The organism is Edaphosphingomonas laterariae (genome assembly GCF_900188165.1).
Lineage (GTDB): Bacteria > Pseudomonadota > Alphaproteobacteria > Sphingomonadales > Sphingomonadaceae > Sphingomonas_E > Sphingomonas_E laterariae.
The window spans coordinates 121,570-144,198 of sequence record NZ_FZOS01000009.1; the positions used below are offsets into that span (position 1 = coordinate 121,570).

General features: G+C 65.9%; 15 protein-coding genes and 2 pseudogenes. 11 read left to right on the top strand and 6 right to left on the bottom strand.

Annotated features, from left to right (window positions below; all coding sequences use genetic code 11):
- Positions 1–252 precede the first annotated feature (252 nt).
- On the top strand, positions 253–1,014 hold the full coding sequence (locus CHB74_RS10410) for a DUF4167 domain-containing protein (RefSeq protein WP_089219565.1): 762 nt from the start codon (positions 253–255) through the stop codon (positions 1,012–1,014).
- 60 nt (positions 1,015–1,074) lie between these two features.
- Here CHB74_RS10410 and CHB74_RS10415 read toward each other — a convergent pair whose 3' ends face one another.
- Complete coding sequence (locus CHB74_RS10415) at positions 1,075–1,845, bottom strand: NUDIX hydrolase (protein WP_245842815.1); 771 nt, start codon at positions 1,843–1,845, stop codon at positions 1,075–1,077.
- Positions 1,842–2,498 (bottom strand): TetR/AcrR family transcriptional regulator, encoded by a 657-nt coding sequence (locus tag CHB74_RS10420; protein ID WP_089219566.1) that lies wholly within the window; start codon positions 2,496–2,498, stop codon positions 1,842–1,844. Before CHB74_RS10420 ends, CHB74_RS10415 begins: the two co-directional genes overlap by 4 nt.
- Positions 2,499–2,659: 161 nt before the next feature.
- On the opposite strand from CHB74_RS10420, the gene CHB74_RS10425 reads away from it, so the two are divergent.
- From CHB74_RS10425 to CHB74_RS10455, 7 genes are all read left to right on the top strand, one after another.
- A complete protein-coding gene (locus CHB74_RS10425) occupies positions 2,660–3,859 on the top strand; it encodes an efflux RND transporter periplasmic adaptor subunit (RefSeq protein WP_179220801.1) in 1,200 nt (399 codons plus the stop codon).
- Between the two features lie 4 nt (positions 3,860–3,863).
- Complete coding sequence (locus tag CHB74_RS10430) at positions 3,864–7,019, top strand: efflux RND transporter permease subunit (RefSeq protein ID WP_089219568.1); 3,156 nt, start codon at positions 3,864–3,866, stop codon at positions 7,017–7,019.
- Positions 7,012–8,448, top strand: coding sequence for an efflux transporter outer membrane subunit (locus CHB74_RS10435; RefSeq protein ID WP_089219569.1), 1,437 nt, complete (start codon positions 7,012–7,014; stop codon positions 8,446–8,448). Before CHB74_RS10430 ends, CHB74_RS10435 begins: the two co-directional genes overlap by 8 nt.
- Before the next feature lie 269 nt (positions 8,449–8,717).
- Positions 8,718–10,037, top strand: coding sequence for a UDP-glucose dehydrogenase family protein (locus CHB74_RS10440; RefSeq protein WP_089219570.1), 1,320 nt, complete (start codon positions 8,718–8,720; stop codon positions 10,035–10,037).
- 67 nt (positions 10,038–10,104) lie between these two features.
- Positions 10,105–11,109, top strand: a complete 1,005-nt coding sequence (locus tag CHB74_RS10445) for a fumarylacetoacetate hydrolase family protein (RefSeq protein ID WP_089219571.1) — start codon at positions 10,105–10,107, stop codon at positions 11,107–11,109.
- Between the two features lie 13 nt (positions 11,110–11,122).
- Positions 11,123–12,151 (top strand): M48 family metallopeptidase, encoded by a 1,029-nt coding sequence (locus tag CHB74_RS10450; RefSeq protein WP_179220802.1) that lies wholly within the window; start codon positions 11,123–11,125, stop codon positions 12,149–12,151.
- A gap of 205 nt (positions 12,152–12,356) precedes the next feature.
- Positions 12,357–12,623 (top strand): hypothetical protein, encoded by a 267-nt coding sequence (locus CHB74_RS10455; RefSeq protein ID WP_089219573.1) that lies wholly within the window; start codon positions 12,357–12,359, stop codon positions 12,621–12,623.
- Between the two features lie 239 nt (positions 12,624–12,862).
- Here CHB74_RS10455 and CHB74_RS10460 read toward each other — a convergent pair whose 3' ends face one another.
- Positions 12,863–13,651: a metallophosphoesterase gene (locus CHB74_RS10460; RefSeq protein ID WP_089219610.1), complete on the bottom strand. Its 789-nt coding sequence runs from the start codon at positions 13,649–13,651 to the stop codon at positions 12,863–12,865.
- Between the two features lie 127 nt (positions 13,652–13,778).
- The gene (locus CHB74_RS10465; RefSeq protein ID WP_089219574.1) at positions 13,779–14,648 is read right to left on the bottom strand and encodes an LLM class F420-dependent oxidoreductase; all 870 of its coding nucleotides are present in this window, start codon (positions 14,646–14,648) and stop codon (positions 13,779–13,781) included.
- A 258-nt stretch (positions 14,649–14,906) separates the two neighbouring features.
- Between CHB74_RS10465 and acnA the strand changes: the two genes are divergently transcribed.
- The 3 genes and pseudogenes from acnA to CHB74_RS22775 form a co-directional block, all read left to right on the top strand.
- Positions 14,907–17,585: an aconitate hydratase AcnA gene (gene acnA, locus CHB74_RS10470; RefSeq protein ID WP_089219575.1), complete on the top strand. Its 2,679-nt coding sequence runs from the start codon at positions 14,907–14,909 to the stop codon at positions 17,583–17,585.
- 387 nt (positions 17,586–17,972) lie between these two features.
- Positions 17,973–18,839: pseudogene (locus CHB74_RS10475) on the top strand (NF038122 family metalloprotease); the annotation flags it as partial.
- A gap of 78 nt (positions 18,840–18,917) precedes the next feature.
- Positions 18,918–19,022: pseudogene (locus CHB74_RS22775) on the top strand (PEPxxWA-CTERM sorting domain-containing protein); the annotation flags it as partial.
- Between the two features lie 178 nt (positions 19,023–19,200).
- Here the strand turns inward: CHB74_RS22775 and CHB74_RS10480 are convergent.
- Entirely contained in the window at positions 19,201–21,150 is a 1,950-nt protein-coding gene (locus CHB74_RS10480) for a pyrroloquinoline quinone-dependent dehydrogenase (protein WP_089219577.1), read from the bottom strand.
- Positions 21,151–21,294: 144 nt separating this feature from the next.
- Positions 21,295–22,611 (bottom strand): cystathionine gamma-synthase family protein, encoded by a 1,317-nt coding sequence (locus CHB74_RS10485; RefSeq protein ID WP_089219578.1) that lies wholly within the window; start codon positions 22,609–22,611, stop codon positions 21,295–21,297.
- Positions 22,612–22,629 lie beyond the last annotated feature (18 nt).

Genomic DNA, 22,629 nt, shown 5'->3' on the forward strand with positions numbered 1-22,629 from the left:
CAAGCCACTACATCGGGCATCAGGACTGGGGGCTTCGTGAAGCATTAGGCTGTAAGAACCCCCGCCGACCCCCGATGGCTTTGCCGTGTTGTCCGCTGATGCGGCGCCGGTTTTGCGATAGGCGGTTGCACGCCGCGTGCGGCGTTGCGGCTGGCCTGCCGTGCCCTTCGAGGGCGGAAATCCGAAAGGTCCGGGGCGGGCCCGGATTGGGAGTGGCGACGAACGACCACCAGTGACGAAGGCAGCGAAACGTTGATCAACAATCGTCAGAACGGCCGCCGCCGTGGACGCGGTGGCGCGCCCCGGCAGGGCGGCAACAACCAGGGCGGCAACCGGATCGATAATCGCGCGCGGGGCAATGCCGCCCAGCTGCTCGAGAAATACAAGACGCTCGCGCGTGACGCCCAGACCCAGGGCGATCGGGTCATGACCGAATATTATCTGCAGTTCGCGGACCATTATTTCCGCGTGCTGGCGGAAAGCCGGCCGCGCGTCGACGAACAGCAGCAACAGCAGCGTCGCGATCGCTATGAAAATGGTGATTTCGAGGATGATGGCGACGAAGCGGAAGCCGCCGGCGCCACCGACCGCGACGATGATCGCCAGCAAGGCGAGACCGGCGAACGCAATTTCCGCGACCGTCGGGATCAGGATCGGCGCGATCAGGACCGCCGCGATCAGCGCGCCCCGCGTGAAGATCGTGGACCGCGCGAAGATCGCCGCCCGCGCGAATTCCGCCAGCCGCGCGATGAAGCGCCGGTCGAGGCGGTGGAGGCTCCCGTCGCCGCTGCCGAAACCGCGCCCGAGCCGGCTGCGGAAGAAGCGCCGCGTCGCCGTGGCCGTCCGCGCCGCGCACCCGAAGGCGAAGCGGTCGAACGGATCGAGGTCGATCGCCTGCCCCCGTCGCTGGCCGGTGAAGCCGCCAATGACGAAAATGGCGAAGCCGCTGCCGAGGAAAAGCCCAAGCGTCGCACCCGCCGCCCGCGTGGCGATGCGGCGACCGCCGAAGCCTGATTCCGGCATCAGCCTGAACGGAACAGCCCGCCCTCCCCTCGGATGGCGGGCTTTTTCGTGTCAGCCGCGCAATTCGTTGGCCAGCGGCGATGCGGTGACGGGATAGCCCAGGTCCGCCCGGATGCAGAGGAACTTCTCGCCATCGCGGTCCTCCACCCACGGGGTCACCGGCTCGATCGCGAATTGAGCGGCATGGGCACGGGCTTCACCGAAATCGGCGAACAAGGCCAGCCGCTCAAGATTGCGGCGCGTCGGGAAGATCACGCGAAAACGCCCCTCGGCCGCCCCGTCCAGCGCCTCGCCAGCGCCGATCCACAGGGCATGCACGCTCTCACCGCCATCGGCGTCGGGTTCGGCGTCCGCCGGTGCCACCGCCAGATAGAAGCGCGTGTCGAAAAGGCGCGTTTCCTTGAAATTGGGTCGCCAGCGCGCGAACGGCACCAGCGCGTCCAGATCGATGGTCCAGCCGCCGGCGGCCAGCAGCGCGCCCAGATCGCCCCCCTCGGCCAGCGCCTCGCGGATCGCGGCGGTCGCGGCATGATCGGGCGGCGGGACGATCCCGATCGCGATGCCCACTTCCTCGATCGATTCGCGAATCGCCGCGATCCGCGCGGCGGCGTCATCCGGCACGCTTGCGCCGACCACGGCTTCGTTCGCGGCCAGCGCCTCGTCACCGGGATCGATGCGGCCGCCGGGGAATACCAGCGCACCCGCAGCAAAGGCCATCGTGCCTGCCCGCTCGATCATCAGCAGTTCGGGCGGCGCCTTGTCGCGCGGGCGCATCATCACCAGCGTCGCCGCCGGAATCGCCGGTGCCATTTCCTCGCTCACGTCGTCTCCGCACCCTCGATCTTGTAAAAGCTGGTGAACAGCGCCGTCGCCTCCGCGACCAGCCGTTCGGGCGGGGGCTGGGTCGCATCCGCCAGCTCGCCGAAAATCGCGCGGTTCTGGGCGCGATGAACCGTCAGGCCGAAAAAGAGGTGCACCGCCAGCATCGGATCGGGAATAACCGCGCGGCCGCTGGCATTCCAGTCCGCAAACAATTCGGCGATCCGCTCGACCGAGGGGACGTGCGAAGCCTTGAAGATCGCTTCTGCAAAGCCCGGATCGCGCAGCGTTTCGCCCATCACGACGCGGATCATGCCCACCGTTTCGGGTTCGGAGAAATTCTCGATCAGGATCTCGGCGACGCCCTTCAGCATCTCGGCCGGCACCCCGCCGCGCGCGATCAGCGCGTCGATCTGCTCATGCGTGCCGAAACGCTTGTTGGCGACGATCGCGCCCAGCAACCCCGCCTTGTTTTCAAACAGTTCGTAGAGCGTGGCGAGCGACCCGCCCGATCGCTTGACGATCTCGGACAGGCTGACGGCATCATAGCCCCGCTCCACGAACAATTCGCGGGCGGCATTGAGCATCGCCAGCCGGCGGCGTTCGCGCCGGTCGGGTTCGTCCTTTTTTTCGGACGACGTTGTGGAACCGCGCATTTTCCTCTCACGTTGTGCGCTGCGTCATCGATCGCTTGACGCGTAGTGTAGCCTACATTACACAAAATTCACAAGCGCAATCGACTCTCCGGGTCGTTTGCGCAACGATGTATTCGGCCGGTCTCCCGATCGGCCAGGCTTGCAAGGGAGCGTTGGTGCGCATGCGCGCTGTCATTGGGGAAACGCCGCGGCGCCTCGCCGCTTTGGCGGGGCTTGTCCTTCTTTCCGCCTGCGGTGGTCAGCCGCAACAGACACCACCGCCGCCCGCGGTCGACATCATCACCGTCGCGCCCAGTGCCGTGACCAACGTGATCGAGCTGCCCGGCCGCGTCCAGGCGGTCCGCACGGCCGAGGTCCGCGCCCGCGTCGACGGCATCGTCGAACGCCGCCTGTATGAAGAAGGCACCGATGTCGGCGCCAACCAGCCGCTGTTCCGCATCGATCCGCGCCAGAATCAGGCGTCGTACAACAGCGCTGCGGCCGCCCTTGCCCGTGCCGAGGCGGGCGCCGCCAATGCCCGCGCCGTCGTCGGCCGCTATGCGCCGCTGGTCAAGCAGCAGGCGATCAGCAACCAGGAATATGACGCCGCCGTCGCCCAGGCCCGCCAGTTCGAGGCGGATGTCGCCTCGGCCCGCGCGGCGCTCGATCGCGCCCGGCTCGATCTCAACTACACGCTCGTCACCTCGCCGATCGCCGGCCGCGCCGGCCGCGCGCAGGTGACCGAAGGCGCGCTGGTCAGCGCCGGATCGGCAACGCTGATGACGACGGTCGAACAGCTCGATCCGGTTTATGTCAATTTCTCGCAGTCGAGCAGCGAACTGCTCCAGGTCCGCCGCCAGATGTCGACCGGGGCGATCCAGGCGAGCAATCTCGATCGCGTCTCGGTGACGCTGATCCTCGAGGACGGCAGCACCTATGCGCCCGCCGGCCATCTCGACTTCCTCGACATGGCGGTCGACGAATCGACCGGCACCGTCTCGCTGCGCGCCGAATTCCCCAACCGGCAGCGCATCCTGCTGCCCGGCCAGTTCGTCCGCGCGCGGGTGGAAGCGGGCATCAACCCCAACGGCATCCTCGTGCCGCAACGCGCCGTGCAGATCAGCCAGCAGGGCGCGGCGGTGGTCATCGTCGGGCCGAACAACATCGCAACCGCGCGGCCGATCAAGGTCGGCAATCTCCAGGGCAATTCGTGGGTGGTGACCGAAGGGCTGAAGACCGGCGATCGCGTGATCGTCAACGGCCTGCAGAAGGTGCGCCCCGGCCAGCCGGTGACGATCAGTCCGCCCGCCGGCCAGGCCGCCGGCCAGCCGGGCACCAAGCCGGGCGCCAAGCCCGCCACCGCTCCCGCCACGGGGCGCTGATCCGATGTTCGCCCGTTTCTTCATCGATCGCCCGATCTTCGCCTGGGTGATCGCGCTGGGCATCGCGCTCGCCGGTATCATGGCGCTGCGCGGCCTGCCGATCGAACAATATCCCAGCGTGGCGCCACCGTCGCTGACAGTCAGCGTCACCTATCCCGGCGCCGACGCCCAGACGCTCTCCACCAACGTCACCCAGGTGATCGAGCAGGAGCTGAACGGCGTCGAGGGCTTCCTCTACATGCTCTCCAACAGCCAGTCGAACGGCACGGCGAGCATCACCGTCACCTTCCGCTCGGGCACCGATCTCGACGTCGCGCAGATGGAGGTGAACAACCGCCTCCGCCGCGTCGAACAGCGCCTGCCCGAAGAAGTCCGCCGCCAGGGCATCCAGGTCAACAAGGCGACCTCGGGCTTCCTGATGATCATGGCGATCTCGTCGAAAAGCGGCGGCACGGACAAGCTCGCGCTCGGCAACCTCGCCTCGGCCAAGGTGATCGACGAACTGCGCCGCGTGCCGGGCGTCGGCGATCTGCGCCTGCTCGGTTCCGAATATGCGATGCGCGTCTGGCTCGATCCCGACAAGCTCGCCGGCTACAAGATGTCGGCGGCCGAGGCGCTCGCCGCGGTGCAGGAACAGAATAGCCAGACCGCGGGCGGCCAGCTCGGCGATCAGCCGATCGCCAAGGGCAGCGAGCTCAACGCGACGATCATCGCGCAGAATCGCTTCACCAATGCGGATCAGTTCCGCAACATCATCCTGCGCGCCAACCCGGATGGCTCGACGATCCGGCTGGGCGACGTCGCCAAGGTGGAACTGGGCGCGCAAAGCTATGGCATCGGCACCGAGCTTTCGGGCCAGCCGATGGCAGGCATCGCGGTCGTCACCGTGCCGGGCGCCAATGCGCTCAAGACGGCCGAAGGCGTGCGCGAACGGATGAAGGAGCTCGAAAAGAGCTTCCCGCCGGATATCACCTGGTCAGTCCCCTACGATACCACGCCGTTCATCCGCATCTCGGTGGAAGAGGTGGTCAAGACGCTGGGCGAAGCGATGCTGCTCGTCTTCCTCGTCATGTTCCTCTTCCTGCAGAATCTGCGGGCGACGCTGATCCCGACGCTGGTCGTGCCGATCGCGCTGGCCGGCGCCTGCCTCGGCCTCTGGCTGTTCGGCTTCTCGATCAACGTGCTCACGCTGTTCGGCATGGTGCTGGCGATCGGCATCCTCGTCGACGACGCGATCGTCGTGATCGAAAATGTCGAACGCATCATGACGGAGGAGCATCTTTCGCCGCGCCTCGCGACGATCAAGGCGATGGGCCAGATCACCACGGCCATCGTCGGCATCACGCTGGTGCTGATGGCGGTGTTCGTGCCGATGGCCTTCTTCCCCGGCTCTACCGGCGGCATCTATCGCCAGTTCTCGATCACGCTGGTCGTGTCGATCGCCTTCTCGGCCCTGCTGGCGCTCACGCTCACGCCGGCGCTGTGCGCGACGATGCTGAAGCCGCATGATCCCAACGCCAAGCGGCGCCTGCCCTGGCTGCAGCGCTTCTTCGATCGGTTCAATGGCTGGTTCGGCCGGACCACCGATCGCTATCAGGGCAGCGTCGGCCGCATCCTGTCGCGCCCGATGCGCTGGCTCGCCATCTTCCTCGCGCTTGTCGGGCTCATCGCCCTCCTCTTCCTGCGCCTGCCGAGCAGCTTCCTGCCGAGCGAGGATCAGGGCTATGCGATCACGATCATCCAGGCCCCCGCCGGCGCAACGCTGGAACGGACCGAGGAAGCGATCGCGCAGACCAAGGCCTATTATGCCCAGCAGCCGCAGGTCAGCCATTATGTGCTGATCCGGGGCTTCAGCTTCTTCGGCCAGGGCCAGAACACGGCGATGATGTTCGTCGCGTTGAAGGACTGGAAGGAACGCAAGGGCGTCGAAAATTCAATCGATACCTTCGTCAACAAGGCGTTCGGCACGCTGATGCAGGCCAAGCAGGCGATGATCTTCACGATCAATCCGCCGCCGATCCGCGAACTCGGCAATGCCAGCGGCTTCACCTTCATGCTGCAGGATCGCAGCGCGATGGGCCATGAAAAGCTGGTCGAGGCGCGCAACATGATGCTGGGCCTCGCCAGCCAGAGCCCGATCCTCGCCGGCGTCCGCCCGGAAGGTCAGGAAGACGGGCCCCAGCTCAAGGTGGAGATCGATCGGGTCAAGGCGCGCGCGCTCGGCCTGTCGATCGGCGACGTCAACGCCACGCTGTCGATCGCCTTCGGCTCGGCCTATGCGAACGATTTCACGCATGACGGCCGCATCCTCAAGGTGATGCTGCAGGCCGATGCCCGCGCGCGGATGACGCCGGAAGACGTGCTCAACCTGCGCGTGCGCAATTCCGCCGGGCAGATGGTGCCCTTCGGCGCCTTTACCGCCGCACGGTGGACGTCGGGCTCGCCGCAGCTCCAGCGCTATAATGGCTATCCGGCAATGACGATCTCGGGTCAGGCCGCCCCCGGCCGCTCGTCGGGCGAAGCGATGGACGAGATGGAACGGCTCGCCCAGCAATTGCCCGAAGGTTTCGATTTCGAATGGACCGGCACCTCTTATGAGGAACGCCAGTCCGCCGGCCAGGTCGGCGCGCTGCTCGGCCTGTCGCTGATCGTCGTCTTCCTGCTGCTCGCCGCGCTGTATGAAAGCTGGTCGGTGCCCGTCGCGGTGCTGCTGGTCGTGCCGCTCGGTGTGCTCGGCGCGGTGCTCTTCTCGATGATGCGGGGCCTGTCCGCCGACGTCTATTTCAACGTCGGCCTGATCACGATCATCGGCCTTGCCGCCAAGAATGCGATCCTGATCGTCGAATTCGCGATCGAGCGCGAAGCCGAAGGGGAAGATGTGCTCCACGCCACCCTGCAGGCGGTGAAGCTGCGCCTGCGGCCGATCATCATGACGTCGATGGCCTTCATCCTCGGCATGGTGCCTTTGTTCATCTCCACGGGCGCGGGCGCCGCCAGCCGGCGCGCGGTCGGCACCGGCGTGATGGGCGGGATGATCGCTGCCACCATCCTCGGCATCTTCTTCATCCCGCTCTTCTACCTGCTGGTGCGCCGCTGGCTGACCAAGAAGCCGCCCCACGCCCCGGGCGCCGCCCATGCGGAGGAGGGCGTCAATGTTTAAGCGCAGCGCCCTCCGCTTCGCCGTCCCGCTCGCGCTGGCCACTGCGCTGGCCGGCTGCTCGATGGCGCCCAAGCATGTCCGCCCACCCTTCCCGGCGGCGGAAAGCTATCCGGTCGATTATCTGCCCGATGCCGGCAGCCGCATGGCGACCGAGATCGGCTGGCAGGATTTCTTCACCGATCCCCGCCTGCAGGCGGTGATCGAGATGGCGCTGGAGAATAATCGCGATCTGCGCATCTCGGTCGCGCGGATCCAGGAAGCGCGCGGGCAATATCGCATCGAGGGCGCGGCCCGCCTGCCCCAGGTCGATGTCGGCGGCAGCGCCGCGCGGGCGCGGACCAACACGGCCCCGTTCGAGATTCCCGGCGTCGGCACGGTCGGCGGCGCGGCGACGGCCGATCGCTATGATGTTCAGGTCGGCGTCACCGCGTTCGAACTGGATTTCTGGGGCCGCGTCGCCAGCCTGTCGGAAGCCGCGCGCGCCAATTATCTGTCGACGGTGGCGGCCGAACGCGCCTTCCGCCTGTCGTTGATCCGCGATGTCGCGATCAATTATCTGCAGGCCCGCGAACAGGCCGAACGGATCGCGCTGGCCGAACGCACGCTCGCCAGCCGCAAGGAAGGGCTGCGGATCGCCCGCCTGCGCCTCGATGCCGGGGTCACCTCGGCGCTCGATTATCGTCAGGCCGAAACGCTGTTGACCCAGGCCGAAACCGAACTGGCCAATCTGCGCCTCGCCCGCGCGCAGACCCGCAACTTCTCTTATGTGCTGATCGGCCAGCCGGTGCCGGAAAACCTGCCCGAAGCGCTGCCGATGGCCCGTCAGGGCATCATCCGCGATATCGGCCCGGGCCTGCCATCCGATCTGCTCAACAACCGGCCGGACATTCTCGCCGCCGAAGAACAGCTGCGTGCGGCCCGCGCGAATGTCGGCGCGGCACGCGCGGCCTTCTTCCCGACGATCAGCCTCACCGGATCGGCCGGCTTCGCCTCCACCGAACTCGACGGCCTGTTCGACGACGATGGCTTCGTGTGGAGCTTCGGCCCGTCGATCAGCCTGCCGATCTTCGATTGGGGGCGCACCAAGGGCAATCTCACCGTCGCCGAGGCGCGGGAGAATATCGCGGTCGCCACCTATGAAAAGACGATCCAGACGGCGTTCCGCGAAGTCGCCGACGCGCTGGCCGGGCGGCGCTACCTTGCCGATCAGGTCGCCGCGCAGGAACGCGCCGCCGCCGCGCAGCGCCAGCTCGCTGAACTGGCGCGCTCGCGCTACCTCAACGGCGTGGCGCAATATATCGAGGTGCTCGACGCCGAACGTAACCTGTTCTCGGCCGAACAGACGCTCATCCAGCTGCGGCGGGCAGAACTCACCAATCTGGTGTCGCTCTATGTCGCGCTCGGCGGCGGGCTCACGCCCCGCGAATGAAGGCGGCCGGGTGGGTGCGATCGCCCACCCGCCGCTGTCCTACCGCCCGGCAACCGGCTAGCGTCCGCTGATGCCCGCGCTTTCGGTGGGGCAATCGACTCGTTCCGGGGCGGTCGGGCCGGCGCCGGTGGCAAGCCTCAACTTCCTCAACCTGATGTCCGCACCCGTCATCATGCCCACCGCTCGAATCGCCGTGCGGTGGTTGCGGTGCAGCAAGGATCAATGGTAGCGGAACCCGCCTCACGGTTAGCGAAGGGACACGACCCTCGATGCGTATTGCGATGATCGGCACCGGCTATGTCGGCCTGGTGTCCGGGGCCTGCTTCGCGGATTTCGGCCACGATGTTGTCTGCGTCGACAAGGATGCCGGCAAGATCGCCGCGCTCGAAGCGGGCCGGATGCCGATCTACGAACCCGGCCTCGATACGCTCGTCGCCAGCAATGTCCGCGCCGGCCGCCTCGCTTTCACCACCGATCTGGCGACCGCGGTCAGCGGCGCGGACGCGGTGTTCATCGCGGTCGGCACGCCTTCCCGCCGTGGCGATGGCCATGCCGATCTGTCCTATGTGTTCGCCGCCACCCACGAAATCGCCGCCGCGATCGACGGGCCGACGGTGGTCGTCACCAAGTCCACCGTCCCGGTCGGCACCGGCGACGAGGTGGAACGCATCATCCGCGAAGTCGCGCCCGATGCCACCGCCTGGGTCGTCTCCAACCCCGAATTCCTGCGCGAAGGCGCCGCGATCGAGGATTTCAAGCGGCCCGACCGCATCGTCATCGGTATCGAGGACGAAGAAGCGCGCGGCGTGATGCAGGAAATCTATCGCCCGCTCTATCTCAACCAGGCGCCGCTGGTCTTCACCGGCCGCCGGACGTCGGAACTGATCAAATATGCCGCCAATGCCTTCCTGGCGGTGAAGATCACTTTCATCAACGAGATCGCGGACCTCTGCGAAGTGGCCGGCGCGGACGTCCAGCAGGTCGCGCGCGGCATCGGCCTCGACAATCGCATCGGCTCCAAATTCCTCCATGCCGGCCCCGGCTATGGCGGCTCCTGCTTTCCCAAGGACACGCTGGCGCTGCTCAAGACGGCCGACGATCACGAAACGCCGCTGCGCATCGTCGAAGCGACCGTGAAGGTGAACGACGCCCGCAAGCGCGCGATGGGCCGCAAGGTCATCAAGGCGATGGGCGGCGATGTGCGCGGCAAGACGGTCGGCGTGCTCGGCCTGACCTTCAAGCCCAATACCGATGACATGCGTGACGCCCCCTCGCTCGCGCTGATCCAGACGCTGGAGGATGCCGGCGCGAAGATCCGCGCCTTCGATCCCGAAGGGCATGATCAGGCCCGCCCGCTCCTCCCCCATGTCGAATTCGCCAGTGATCCCTATGCGGTGGCCGACGGCGCCGACGCGCTGGTGCTGGTGACGGAGTGGAACGCGTTCCGCGCGCTCGATCTCAAGCGCGTCGCCGGCCTCCTCGCCCACCCGGCGCTGATCGACCTGCGCAACGTCTATCCGCCCGAGGAAGCCCGCCGGGCCGGCCTCGTCTATACGGGCGTCGGGCGGGGCGACGGCGCGCCGGACTGATTTCCGGCCCCTTCCTCTCGGGCAGCTTAAGCTCTAATCCTCGCTTCCCACGGCAAGGAGAGGCGTAATGAAGCTGGCATCGCTCAAGGATGGACGCGACGGGCGGCTTGTGGTCGTCAGCGGCGATCTCGCCTGGTGCGCCGATGCGACGCATATCGCGCCGACCCTGCAGGCCGCGTTGGACGATTGGGATCGGGTGGCGCCGCAGCTCGAACTGCTCGCCACCGATCTCGCGCATGAAGTCATCCCGATGATGCGCTTCCACGAACGTCAGGCCGCCGCCCCGCTGCCGCGCGCCTATCAATGGGCCGATGGCTCGGCCTATGTGAACCATGTCGAACTGGTGCGCCGCGCGCGCGGTGCCGAACTTCCCGAAAGCTTCTGGACCGATCCGCTGATGTATCAGGGCGGTTCGGACGGATTTCTCGGCGCGCGCGATCCCATCCCGCTCGCCGACGAGGCATGGGGTTGCGACCTTGAGGCCGAGATCGTCGTCGTCACCGGCGATGTCGCGCAAGGTGCGGGCCGCGACGCCGCGCTCGATGCGATCCGGCTCGTCGGGCTCGTCAACGATGTCTCGCTGCGCAACCTCATCCCGGCGGAACTCGCCAAGGGATTCGGCTTCGTCCAGTCCAAGCCCGCCTCGGCCTTTTCGCCGGTGTTCGTTACCCCGGACGAGCTTGGCCCCGGCTGGCAGGATGGCAAGCTCGTCCGCCGCCTCCATGTCGATCTCAACGGCCAGCCCTTCGGCCGCACCGAGGCCGGCGAGGACATGACCTTCGATTTCGGCACGCTGATCGCGCATCTCGCCAAGACGCGCAGCCTGTGCGCCGGCAGCATCATCGGATCGGGCACGGTTTCCAACCGCGACGCCGATGGCGGACCGGGCAAGCCGATCGCCCAGGGCGGGCGCGGCTATAGCTGCATCGCCGAGGTGCGGATGATCGAAACGATTCTCTCCGGCGCCCCGGTCACGCCCTTCCTCAAGCATGGCGACAGCGTGCGGATCTGGGTGGAGGACGATCACGGCCATCCCATTTTCGGTACGATCGAACAGGTCGTCGGCGGCTGATCGCGTTCCGGGCATGGCCGTCGGCACGTCCATTTGGCTGAAACTTCTGGTCGGCGCGTCGCTGGTGCAGGCGGCAGCACCGGCCAGCGCCGAACCTGCGGCCGATCCGCAGCCGATCTCGGCTATCGACGCCGGCCTGCTCGCGCTGCGCGACGGGGATGTCCGCGTGGCCGCGATCGCCTTTCGGCTGGCTACGGCGAATCTGCCGCTTTGCGCCGATCATTCGGCCGCCACCGGGCTCGTCATCCATGATGGCCGGCAGTATCGCGGCAAATATCGCGAAGCCGCCGAACGCCTGTTCCTGCTGGGTGATTCGCCGGGCGTGATGGGCGTGGTCCCGGGCAGCCCCGCCGCACTGGCGGGTATCCAGGCCAATGATCGCCTGGTCGCGATCAATGGCGTGGCGGTGGACGCTGCCGATAGCCCGCGCAGCCGCAAGGGCGGCGATTATGAACCGGTTCAGCAATTGCTTGACCAACTTGACGCCGCCGCCGAGGCCGGCCCCGTCGCGATGCAATTGGTGCGCGACGGGCAGACGATCGACGTCAGCATCACGCCGCTCGCGACCTGCGCATCGCGGATTCAACTGCTCCCATCGGGAAAGCTCGACGCGGCGGCGGACGGGCGCATGATCTCAATCACCAGCGCGATGGTCGATTTCACCCGCAATGACGACGAGCTCGCCTTCATCATCGCCCACGAAATGGCGCATAATGCCCTGCGACATCGTGCACGGCTCGATGATCAGAAGGTTTCGCGCGGCTTGCTCAGTATTGTCGGCGCCAATGCGCGCCGGATCAAGGAAACCGAATGCGAAGCCGATCATGTCGGCCTCTACATGGCCGCGCGGGCGGGCTTTGCGGTTGAGCAAGCACCGGAATTCTGGCGACGATTCGGCCGCACCTATGATTTCGGCCCATTGTCCGACCCGACTCATCCCAGCGGCAAGCAACGCGCCGAAAGTGCTTCGGCGGCATTAGTGCAGATCGCCGATGAACGCGCGAAGGGACTGCCGCTCGAACCCAGGCCCCAATGTCAATGATCCCTCTGCCGCCGGAACGAATCCATCATTCAAACAAATCAGTCGCAGACTATTGGCTCTACTTTGAAGTTCGACTGACTTTCCAAGGTATCCGCCGCAGATCACAAGCTCTTCGGCGGTTTGGGGGTTGAATCTTTAACGTTTTGAATGCATGGCACGCTAGCTGATTGCGCCCAAATGCCGTCAGCATAAAGGGAGTTGTCTCATGGGTTTTCGTAAGGCAGTCACGGCCGCCACCGTCGCCGTGGCAATGATGGCCGTGCCGACGCTGGCACAGGCCGCTTCGCCCGCCAGCCGTCTTTCGGTTGGTTCGGCGGTTTCGGGCGCTCGCGCCGGTGCTGATCGCAGCGATGAAAGCAAGCTGGGCGGCGGCGGCGTCATCCTCGCCGTGCTCGCCGCTGCGGCCGTGATCGGTGGCATCGTCGTCGCCGTTGATGGCGGCAACGACAACGAGGGTCCGGTCAGCAACTAATCGCTGATTTGATTTTCGATGTGGGGCGGCGCCAGCCGCCCCACAATTATACGGGTTTCGCGAACCGGATCGTCGCAACGGTCACGGCCCGCCATATGGCGCTCCGATGGTCGCCATCAATCTCCTGCCCTGGATCGACCGATTCCACGCAGAGAGCAGCCGCCGCGAGCCGCGGCAATGATTTCCACAAATCAGGATTTCGCCCGGGAAGGTCCGCGCGCTTCACGCGCGCAGCCGAATCAGGCTGACAGGCGGGCCGCCTGCTCGTCGGCAACGAGGCTCCATTGTTCGCTGCCCTCAAGCCCGAGCGCGGTGAGCCGGCCGCTGGCATAGGCGCCGGTGTCGATCCCGATCCGATTGTTCCGACGGTCGATTTCGTCGGTCACATTATGCCCATGGATGACGAGGCCGCCAAAATCGGCATCGCTGTCGATGAATTCCTTGCGGATCCACCGCAGATCGCTCGTCCGCTGCTCGTCGATCGGCAGATTGGGCCGCAGCCCGGCATGGACGAAGATGCAGTCGCCAAGGACGATGCAATCCTCGAAGCCCGACAGGAAATCGACGTGGCTCTGCGGCACCTTCCGTTGCAGCAGAATCAGCAGCTCGTCGAAGTCGCAGGCGAGATATTCCTCGGCAGTGATGCCATAGCTCAGCGCGGTTTCCTTGCCGCCGACCTTGATCAAAAGCCGCAGCGCCTGCACGTCGCCGCCCAGCGCCTTCAGAAAAATCTCTTCATGATTGCCCATCAGGAAGCGGATGCGGCGGCCATGCGACGCCAGCAGCCGCAACCGTTCGACGACACCGGCAGACTCCGGCCCCCGGTCGATCAGATCGCCCAGCATGATGATGTCGGTCTCGCACGAACCGCGCCGCGCATCGTCCTGCGCGATCTGCGCAAGCAGATCGTCGAGCAGGTCGAGGCGGCCGTGGACGTCGCCGATCGCATAGACCCGGCGTCCGGCCGGCAGGGAGGCTTCCGGGCGGCCGCTCGGCCGCGAGAGCTTGAACAAACGCTTCAGCACCATGGTGCACAGCGGCATACACCCTTGGGGCCAGCACGCAAGCTTGGCATCGCCATGCCGTGCGGCCCCGTCGACATATGCCCGCCCGGCGTGGCCGGAATGCGCGCGTCCACCCGAAAGCCCGGCCCGATCAGCCGAATTTGGCGATCACATCGTCGGCATAGCGCTTGACGCTGTCGATCATCTGGCGCGGATCCTGGGTGCCGGGGTGATAAAGATGCCAGGGCTGCATCAGAATATGGGTGATGCCCTGATCTTCCAGCCGCTTATAGCCATCGAGATCGAACACATCCGATGGCGAGGCGAGCACGTCGAAGGGCAGGCGATCGCGGCCATATTCGCGGCGAAGCGCCCGGATTCGCTCGATGCTGGCGACGATTTCAGCCGCCGGCTGCAGATCGGTGAGCCAGCCTTCGCCGACGCGGGCCGCGCGGCGCAGCGCCGCATCCGAAATGCCGGCGATCCAGATCGGCACCGGCCCGGCGGGCTTGGGGTTCATCTCGATCCGGGGGAAATCATAATATTGGCCGTGATATTCGACATATTCGCCCGACCAGAGCAGCTTCATGATCTCGATCATCTCGTCCGCGCGCTTGCCGCGGGTGTGGAAGTCCTGACCGAGCAGGCCATATTCATCCTTCGACCAGCCGACCCCGCAGGTGAGCACCACGCGGTTGTTCGAGATCGCCGAAACGGTCGACACCGCCTTCGCCACCAGGAAGGGATTGCGCATCGGCAGGACGAAGGCGTTGGTGGTGAAGCGGATGCGCTTGGTGATCGTCGCATAGGCCCCCATCATCACAAGCTGGTCCGGCCAGTCGGTGAATTCTGGCCAGCGGCGCGAGCCATCGGGGGTGTAGGGGTAAGGCGTCGTCAACGTCTCCGGGTTCACCACATGATCGGACATGGTGATCATCGCCCAGCCGGATTCATCGGCGGCAACGGCGAGTTCAGGCAAGGCGGGAACGGGCGCGAAGGCGGCCGACAGGACGAATTTCATGATGCTCTCCGGCGATTGGTCTGCTTGTTGTTGGCGGGCAGGTTCGCACCGGTCGCGCGGGGTTGGGAAGGCCTAAGCAAATGAGGGATGGCCCGATTGCGGGGTTGGTTGGCCATGGCGGGGTTTCGATGGCCCGATCACCCATCCCGGCCGTTCCTGCCAAGCACGGGCGATCGGCCAGATTCGGGCTTTGCCCGACGCGACACCCCCTGCTAAGGGCCGCGTGACTCTCGCATTGCAGCATAGGGAATATAGCCCATGACCGCCGTCGGACAGGACACGCTCAACACCCGCGCGACCCTTGAGGTCGGGGGCACGACCGTCCATTATTACTCGATCCCCAAAGCCGCCGAGAAGCTGGGCGACGTTTCGCGCCTGCCCTTCTCGATGAAGGTGCTGCTCGAGAATCTGCTGCGCTTCGAAGATGGCGTGACGGTGACCCCGGAAGACATCCAGGCGATCGTCGACTGGCAGAAGAACCCGACCTCCGAACGTGAAATCCAGTATCGCCCGGCCCGCGTGCTGATGCAGGACTTCACCGGCGTCCCCTGCGTCGTCGACCTGGCCGCGATGCGCGACGCGATGAACGCGCTCGGCGCCGACGCCACCAAGATCAACCCGCAGGTGCCCGTCCACCTCGTCATCGACCACTCCGTGATGGTCGACGAGTTCGGCAGCCCCAAGGCGTTCGAAGACAATGTCGAGCTGGAATATCAGCGCAACGGCGAACGCTACGAGTTCCTGAAGTGGGGCTCGAAGGCGCTCGACAATTTCAAGGTCGTCCCGCCGGGCACCGGCATCTGCCATCAGGTGAATCTTGAGAATATCGCGCAGGCGGTGTGGACCTCGACCGACGCCTCCGGCGCGACCGTGGCCTATCCCGACACCTGCGTCGGCACGGACAGCCACACGACGATGATCAACGGCCTGGGCGTGCTCGGCTGGGGCGTCGGCGGCATCGAGGCGGAAGCCGCGATGCTCGGCCAGCCGGTTTCGATGCTGATCCCCGAAGTCGTCGGCTTCAAGCTGACCGGCGCGCTGGCCGAGGGCATCACCGCGACCGACCTGGTGCTGACCGTGACCCAGATGCTGCGCGCCAAGGGCGTCGTCGGCCGCTTCGTCGAATTCTACGGCCCGGGCGTCTCCGCGCTGTCGCTCGCCGACCGCGCGACCATCGCCAACATGGCGCCGGAATATGGCGCGACCTGCGGCTTCTTCCCGATCGACGGCAAGACGCTCGATTATATGCGCCTGACCGGCCGCACCGAGGAGCAGATTGCGCTGACCGAAGCCTATGCCAAGGCGCAGGGCTTCTGGCTCAACACCGATGCCGCCGATCCGGTGTTCACCGACACGCTGGAACTGGACATGGGCACGGTGCTGCCGTCGCTCGCCGGCCCCAAGCGCCCGCAGGACAAGGTTGTCCTGACCCAGGTGGACGAAGTGTTCAACGCCGACCTGGAAGCCGTCTACAAGAAGGCCCAGCCGGCGCGCGTGGCCGTCGAAGGCCGCGACCATGACATCGGCGACGGCGACGTCGTGATCGCCGCGATCACCAGCTGCACCAACACGTCGAACCCGAGCGTGCTGGTCGCCGCCGGCCTCGTCGCCAAGAAGGCCGTCGAAAAGGGCCTGAAGCCGAAGCCGTGGGTGAAGACCTCGCTCGCGCCCGGTTCGCAGGTGGTGACCGACTATCTGGAAAAGGCCGGCCTGCAGGAACCGCTGAACGCGATCGGCTTCAACCTCGTCGGCTATGGCTGCACGACCTGCATCGGCAATTCCGGCCCGCTGGCCGCGCCGATTTCGGCCGCGATCAACGGCAATGACATCGTTGCCGCGTCGGTGCTTTCGGGCAACCGCAACTTCGAAGGCCGCGTGTCGCCCGACGTGCGCGCGAACTTCCTCGCCTCGCCGCCGCTTGTCGTCGCTTATGCGCTGAAGGGCAGCGTGACGACCGACTTCGTCAACACCCCGATCGGCCAGGGCAAGGACGGCCAGGACGTGTTCCTGAAGGACATCTGGCCGACCAACGACGAAGTGCGTTCGGTGATGGACGGCGCGATCACGCGCGACATGTTCCAGAGCCGTTATGCCAATGTGTTCAAGGGCGACGCCCGCTGGCAGGGCATCAACGTCACGGGTTCGGACACCTATAGCTGGCCGGCCGGTTCGACCTATGTCGCCAACCCGCCTTACTTCGCCGGCATGTCGATGACCCCGGCGGCGGTGACCGACATTCGCGACGCACGCCCGCTCGCGGTGTTCGCCGACTCGATCACCACCGACCACATCAGCCCGGCCGGTTCGATCAAGGCCGATTCGCCCGCCGGCCGCTATCTGCTCGACCACCAGGTCAGCAAGGCGGACTTCAACAGCTATGGCGCGCGCCGTGGCCACCATGAAGTGATGATGCGCGGCACCTTCGCCAATATCCGCATCAAGAACGAGATGATCCCCGGCATCGAAGGCGGCATGACCAAGCATGTGCCGACCGGCGAAGTGATGGCGATCTATGACGCGGCGATGCAGTACAAAACCGACGGCACCCCGCTGGTCGTGATCGCCGGCAAGGAATATGGCACCGGATCGTCGCGCGACTGGGCGGCCAAGGGCACCAACCTGCTGGGCGTTCGCGCCGTGATCGCCGAAAGCTTCGAACGCATCCACCGTTCGAACCTCGTCGGCATGGGCGTGCTGCCGCTGCAGTTCGCCGATGGCGTCGACCGCAACACGCTGAAGCTGGACGGCACCGAAACCTTCACGATCGAGAATGTCGCCGGCCTGCGCCCGCGCCAGGGCGTGACGGTGAAGCTGACGCGGGCCGACGGTTCGACCGAAAGCTTCCAGACGCGTTGCCGGATCGATACCGTGAACGAGCTGGACTATTTCCTGAACGGCGGCATCCTGCCCTACGTGCTGCGCAAGCTGGCCGCCTGATCGGCCACCGCGCGGCGGGCATGACCCGCCAGCAAGACAAAAGGCCCGGGAGCGCAAGCCCCCGGGCCTTTTGCTTTCGCTACCGTCCCAAAACAGGGCAGCGGAAAAAGCCGCCACTTGGGTGGCTTGACCGTCAATGTCGATCAGTCCCTATTGGTAAACAGGCTTTAACCGAATCCGTCTTCCGAGACGCGGTCGCGCCCCGGAACATGGCCCGGTTGTCCTGAACAGGGGAAATCGATCATGTCCAATGTAGCTTTGGAATTGCGCCGTGTTGTGCTGCGCTCGGCGATCGCCGCCGCTGCGCTGGCTGTGCCGCTGTCATCCGCCAGCGCCGCCAAGATCAACCTGATCGACCAGGGCGGCGTGGCCGGCTCGGCCGCCGAAATGGGCTTCACCATCGCCGCGCGCTATTGGGAAAGCGTGCTGACCAACGATGTGACGCTGAACTTCAATGTCAGCTACCAAGATCTGGGACCGGGCATTCTTGGCGGCACCAGCACGGCGCTGATCCCCTTTATCGAGATCAACCAATATTATGCGCTGCTGAACTTCAATTCGACCAAGAGCACCATCGACAATATGGCGCTGGCCAATCTGGCGCCGACCGACGCCAGTGGCGGCGTCAACGTGCTGGTGCCCGATTATCTGACCCCCGCGACGCAGGACGGCGTCACCGCCGGCAACGGCACGCGGCTGGCGCCGACCAATGAGGAGATCGGCAACACCATCGCCATTTCCAGCGCGAATGCGAAGGCGCTGATCAACGATCCGACCTTCAATGCCGGCGTCATCGATGCCGAGATCGCCTTTTCGAGCACCTTCGCCTTCGATTTCGACCCGACCGACGGGATCAGCGCCGGCACCTATGATTTCATCGGCGTCGCCGTGCATGAAATCGGCCATGCGCTCGGCTTTCTGAGCGCGGTCGAGGATTTCGACTATGTTTCGGGCCTGCCCGGCGAAGTCGATACTTATTGGTGGGGCTATACCGCCGATCTGTTCCGCTACAGCTCCGAAGGGCAGCTGGACTGGACGTTCGGCACACCGTCCTATTTCTCGCTGGATGGCGGCGCGACCGCTTATGAAGGCGGCTATTGGTCGACCGGCAGCACCCGCGGCGATGGCTGGCAGGCATCGCACTGGAAGGAACCGACGGTGCCCTGCACCGATTTCCTGGGGATCATGAACCCCTATATCTGCAACGGCGTGGAGGATCATGCCGAGGGGCTGGACCTCGCACTGCTCGATGCGATTGGCTGGAACATCGGTTTCGATGTCGCGGCGAACCCGGATTACATCTTCTCGACCGGGCAGATGTTCACCTCCTTCGTCCCCGAACCGGCGACCTGGGCGCAGATGATCATGGGCTTCGGCCTGCTGGGCGGGGCCATGCGCCGCAGCCGCAAGACGCGGGTGACGGTGACCTACGCCTGATCGACCGACCGGCCGACAAGAAAAAGCCCCGACCGCAGCGATGCGGCCGGGGCTTTTCGGTTAGAACGATTCCAGGCCAAGCGGCATCATCCGCCGGCGCCGAAGCCGCGCCCTATCCCATCAATCGTGCGGTCGATCCGATGCAAGCAGATCGACCGCTCTAAGTGTCAGGCGCCCCTTATTTGTCGTCGAGCGCGAAGGTGACGAGCGCATCGCCGATCGTGGTGCCGAGATATTTGTGCCCGCCGGCCGCGATGGTGACATATTGCTTGCCATCCTTCTTGAGCCGGTAGGTGACGGGCGTCGCCTGGCCGCCCGCCGGCAGCCGCCCCTTCCACAGTTCGCGCCCGGTGCGGATATCGAACGCGCGCAGGAAATTGTCGGTCGTGGCGCCGATGAACACCACGCCGGACGCGGTGACGATCGCGCCGCCCATATTGGGCACGCCGAGATCCATCCACATCGGCCAGGGCGCGAGATCGCGCGTCGAGCCGAGCGGCACTTCCCACAGCTTCTTCGCCGATTTGAGATCGATGGCGACCAGGGTGCCCCATGGCGGCTTCACGCACGGCGCGCCGAAGGGCGACAGCATCGGGTTCATCGTATTGCCATAAGGCGCGCCGAAGCTGGGCAGCAGCCGTTCGCCCCGCGCGAGCATGGCATCGGTTTCCTTGCGCGGCACCATCTTCACGATCGCCGGCACCTGGGTGGTGTTGACGACGAGGATCTGGTTGACCGGATCGATCGCGAGGCCGCCCCAATTGTTCACGCCCATGAAGCTGGGGAAGAAGATCGTCCCGCGCGTCGACGGCGGGGTGAACACGCCCTGCCAGTTGGCGCTATCGAACAAGGCGCGGCACTTGGCCTTGTCCCACGGCGTGAAGCCCCACATGTCGTCGCGGGTGAGTTCACGCCGCACGTTGAGCGCAGCGTCCTTGGGGAAAGGCTGGGTCGGCGACAGCTTTTCGCCGGGCAGCGCGCCTTCCTGCGGCACCGGCCGTTCCTCGACCCCGAACAAAGGTTCGCCGGTTTCACGGTTGAGGATGAAGATATGGCCCTGCTTGGTCGCCTGCGCGAGCGCGGGGATCGACTGCCCGTCGCGCTTGAGATCGAACAGCAGCGGCTGGGCCGGGACGTCATAATCCCACACGTCATGGTGCACCGTCTGGAAGCGCCAGCGCGGTGCCCCCGTGCGCGCGTCGAGCGCCACGACCGACGAGGACCAGTAATCACGGCCGCCGCGATCGATACCGATATGATCGGGCCCGGCATTGCCGGTCGGCACGAAGACGAGGTTGCGCGCGGGATCGGCGGCAAGCGGCGCCCAGCTGTTCGCGGTCGCGCGGACATAGGGTTCGCCCGGCGGTGCATCGGCCGCGTCGGTCACGCCCGGCGGCAGGGGGTTCCACGCCCAGGCGAGCTTGCCCGAATGGACGTCGAAGGCGCGGATCACGCCGGCCGGAACGTCGGTCCGCATATTATCCGGCACGCGGCCGCCCAGGATGATCTTGCCGTCGACCACCACGGGGGGCGAGGAGATCGCATAATCGCCGGGTTTCACCGGCCCCAGCCCCTGCGTCAGATCGAGCACGCCCTTGTCGCCGAAGCTCTGGCAAGGCTTGCCGGTTTCGGCGTCGAGCGCGCGCAGGCGCCCGTCAAGGCTGCCGACGAGGATGCGCGCCGCGCATTCCGGGCTCGCGGGCTGCGGCGCGGGATCGCGATAATAGGTCACGCCGCGGCAGTTGATCAGATAGGCGTTGGTGGGATCGGCCTTATGCTCGTTGGCCCACAGCTCCTTGCCGGTTTCCGGATCGACCGCGGCGACCTTGCCGAGACCCGAGCAGACGAACATCTTGCCGTCGGCGACGATCGGCGTCGCCTCGAACGTCGGCGAGACGCCTTCGGGCACGTCGAGCATGCCGATATGATAGGTCCAGGCGGGCTTGAGCGCGCCGACATTGGCCGGCGTGATCTGCGTCGCCGGCGAATAATGGCTGGCGTCGCCATCGCCGCCATAAAAGCGCCAATCGGCCAGCGGCCCCGAATGATCGATCGGGCCGGCCGATGGGCCGCACCCCGCAAGCAGCAAGACGCCGCCCCACATTGCCATCTTGCTGGCGCCACGCATTCCCAAACCCCTCCACTATTTTCTTGGCGACAGTCCATCGACCATCGGCAAGGTCTTGTGCAACAGGGAAAGCGTGCGGCGATCGGGCCGAATGCGCCGGTCCGGCCAAACCGCCCCGGCGCGCAGCCGGGGCGGGGGCGCAAATCAGATGCTTTTCAGCGCCTGTTCCATATCGGCCAGCAGATCATCGGCATCTTCCACCCCGATCGAGATGCGGACGAGATTGTCGGTGATGCCGAGCGCGAGCTTGCGATCATCAGGCACCGAGAGATGCGTCATCGCGGCCGGCGCGCTGGCCAGCGTTTCGGTGCCGCCGAGGCTGACGGCGAGCTTGGCGATCCTGAGCGCATCGAGGAAAGCGAAACTCTCGCGCTCGCCCCCCTTCAGATAGAGCGAGAAGGTGGAGCCGGCGCCGGTGCAGTGGCGGCGATAGATATCGGCCTGGCTGGATCCGGGCTCAAGAAAGCCGAGATAGCCGACCCGCTCGACCTTGGGGTGATCGCGGAGGTAGGCGCAGACCCGCGCGGCATTTTCGCCCGCGCGGCTCATCCGTAGCTCGAGCGTTTCGAGGCTGCGCAGCAGCATCCACGCCGAATGCGGATCGACGATCGTGCCGATCGTGTTGCGCATCGCGCGGATCTGGCCGATCACCGCCTTCGACCCGACCGCGCCGCCCGCCACCAGATCGCTATGCCCGCCGGCATATTTGGTGAGCGAATAGAGCACCAGATCGGCACCATGGTGGAGCGGCTTCTGCCAGAGCGGACCGAGAAAGGTGTTGTCGATCGCGATCGGCGGCACATGGCCACCGCTGGCGAACAGCGCATCGCGCGAGGCGCGGACGGCTTCGATATCGACCAGCTGGTTGGTCGGGTTGGCCGGGCTTTCGAGATAGATGAGCGCGACCCGCCCCAGTCCCTGCGCGCGGGCCAGCACGGCGTGGATCTCATCCCGGCTGGCACCCGCCGGAAAATCGAGCCACTGGACGCCGAAGCGACCGAGGATCTTGCCGATCAGCGTTTCGGTGGCGGCGTAAAGCGGCGCGGAATGGACGATGACGTCACCCGGCTGGACCATCGCCAGCAGGACCGTGGCGATCGCCGCCATGCCCGAGGAGAAGGTGAGCGCGTCTTCGGCATCTTCCCAGACGCCCAATCGATCTTCCAATATCTCCTGATTGGGGCCGTTGAAGCGCGAATAGACGAGGCCCTCGGCCCCGCCGGGGCGCTTGCCGGTGACGCCTTCGAAATGGCGCTTGCCGGCGGCGGCATTTTCGAAAACGAAGGTGGAGGTGAGGAAGATCGGCGGCTTGAGCGCGCCTTCGGACAGCATCGGATCATAGCCATGCCCCATCATCAGCGTGGCAGGCTTGAGCCGCCGGCCGTTGAGTTCGACGGCATCGGCCTTGGGCCGGCGGCGGGAGGAGACGCCGCTGAGATCGGCTTCGGTTTCGTCTTTCATGGGCCATCCTGTATCGCT